Origin of the sequence: Streptomyces sp. NPDC006265 (genome assembly GCF_040613555.1) — a bacterium.
Classification (GTDB): domain Bacteria; phylum Actinomycetota; class Actinomycetes; order Streptomycetales; family Streptomycetaceae; genus Streptomyces.
Genome location: NZ_JBEXSH010001201.1, coordinates 1 through 2,109 on the forward strand (window position 1 = coordinate 1; position 2,109 = coordinate 2,109).

2 protein-coding genes and 1 pseudogene are annotated in these 2,109 nt (G+C 68.5%); 1 reads left to right on the plus strand and 2 read right to left on the minus strand.

The genetic code is table 11. From position 1 onward, the window contains the following. Positions 1-3: 3 nt before the first annotated feature. Together ABZ281_RS47045 and ABZ281_RS47050 are read right to left on the minus strand one after the other, a co-directional pair. A complete protein-coding gene (locus ABZ281_RS47045) occupies positions 4-1,329 on the minus strand; it encodes an Nramp family divalent metal transporter (protein ID WP_356664722.1) in 1,326 nt (441 codons plus the stop codon). Positions 1,330-1,334: 5 nt separating this feature from the next. Beyond that, positions 1,335-1,889: a hypothetical protein gene (locus ABZ281_RS47050; protein WP_356664724.1), complete on the minus strand. Its 555-nt coding sequence runs from the start codon at positions 1,887-1,889 to the stop codon at positions 1,335-1,337. 125 nt (positions 1,890-2,014) lie between these two features. Between ABZ281_RS47050 and ABZ281_RS47055 the strand changes: the two are divergent. Further along, positions 2,015-2,109 (plus strand): annotated as a pseudogene (locus tag ABZ281_RS47055) (peptidoglycan-binding protein); the annotation flags it as partial.

Genomic DNA, 2,109 nt, shown 5'->3' on the forward strand with positions numbered 1-2,109 from the left:
GGGTCATCCGGCCATTCTTCCGCCCTGGAAGAACTCTCCCCACGGCTGGTCCCAGATCTGCTTCACGCACAGGATCAGGAACAACAGGCCGGCGATGGCGAGCATGGCGTTGCTCAGGTGGCCGCTGCGCCACTCGCGGGGCGTGCGAGAGGAGTTGAGGAGCCAGATCAGGGTGGCGGCGAGGAAGGGCAGGAACGCCGCGCCGAGAACGCCGTAGATGATGATCAGGCGGAAGGGCTGGCCCTCGAAGAGCAGGATCATCGGCGGGAAGGTCAGCCAGAGCAGGTAGGCGCGGAACGGCCAGGAGCGTTCGCGGGTTCCCGAGGCGACCTCCTCGCCCTTGGCCTGGCCCGTGCCCGACAGGCGGACCACGAAGTCGGCGAACATCAGGCTCACGCCGTGCCAGACGCCGATCAGCGAGGTGAAGGACGTGGCGAAGAAGCCGATCAGGAAGAACGTGGCGGTGGCCGAGCCGTACTCCTCCTCCAGGATGTCGCCCAGCTGGATCAGGCCCTTGTCACCGCTCGCGATCGCGACGTTCGCCGAGTGGAGCAGCTCCGCGCCGACGAACAGCATGGCGATGACGAAGATGCCGGTCGTGGCGTAGGCGACGCGGTTGTCCAGCCGCATGACCTTCATCCAGCCGGTGTCGGTCCAGCCCTTGGCATTGACCCAGTAGCCGTACGCGGCGAGCGTGATCGTGCCACCCACACCGCCGATCAGGCCGAGCGTGTTGAGGATCGAGTCCTTCTCGTCCGGCAGCACCGGCAGGATCCCGGCAAAGGCGTCGGGGATGTTCGGCGTGACCCGGATCGCCAGGTACACCGTCACCACGAACATGACGCCCACCAGGACCGTCATGACCTTCTCGAACACCGCGTACTTGTTGAACCAGACGAAGACCAGGCCCACCAGACCGCAGGCGATGCCCCACCACTTGAGGTCCATCACGTCCGGGAACAATGCCTGCAACGGCAGCGCGCTCGACGACATCGCCGCCGCGCCGTAGACGAAACCCCACACCACGACGTAGACCGCGAAGAACCAGGTCGTCCAGCGTCCGAGGCTCGCCCAGCCGTCGAACAGGGTGCGGCCCGTGGACAGATGCCAGCGGCCCGCGGCCTCGGCCAGGGAGATCTTCACCAGACAGCCGATGATCGCGGCCCACAGGAGGGTGTAGCCGAAATTGCTGCCCGCGATCAGCGTGGCGACCAGGTCACCGGCGCCGACACCGGTCGCCGCGACGACGATGCCCGGACCGATGTGTTTCCAACTCGCCTTCCGGGGTTGCGGTTGCTGCGTACCCGTGTGCTCCGTGGTGTCGGCCATGCAGATCAAGAAACCGTAAAGGCCCGGACCCGACAAGAGGGCCTGAGCGGAATCGCCTCAGGGCCGCGGCGCGGGGCTGTATCGATGTGCGGCTCCGCCGCGTCGGCGCGACCAGCTTCCAGGGCCCCGCGGACGGGAACGACCCCCCGGCGGCCCGGCGAGCCCCCGGGGATGGCCGAACCCAGCGGGGCGTCACGGCTGTCGCCGACCGCAGCCCATCGATCCGCATGTGCCGAGCTCGAACCACACGAGGCGTCGGCGATCTCGCAGCGCAGTACGCCGTGCGCGGCGAAGAGGGTGAGACGGAAGCGGCTCCCGGCGTGCACCAGGGCGTTGGTGGCCGGTTCGCCGACGAGCAGTGCGGCCGCGCCCGCGACCTCGCCGTCCTCGCCGAGCCCCCATCGCTCCAACTGCCTGCGGACCTCCGCGCGTGCCTCACGGACGGCGGAGGGCCGGGATGGGTACTCGACACTCAGATGGCCGGCTCCCAGGGGTGGTTGCGGGAACGGCCCGTAGCGGGCGTCGGGGTCCGGGAGATGCCGCCCGCAGAGTTGCAGCATGGGTCCAGGGTGATCCCCGGGGGTGGTCCGGCGCAGGGGGCGGACTACTCGATCTCCTCCCTGCTTGTGCAGGTAGGGGGCTATGCGTACTGGAGACGGACCGTCGCTCCCCCGGCGTCGTCGCGGACGGGTGGATCCGCGAGTCGCTGGACATCATGGCGCAGAAGGGGATCCCGGGCTCCTACGACGGCATCTACCGCAACATCATGCGCGAGACGTC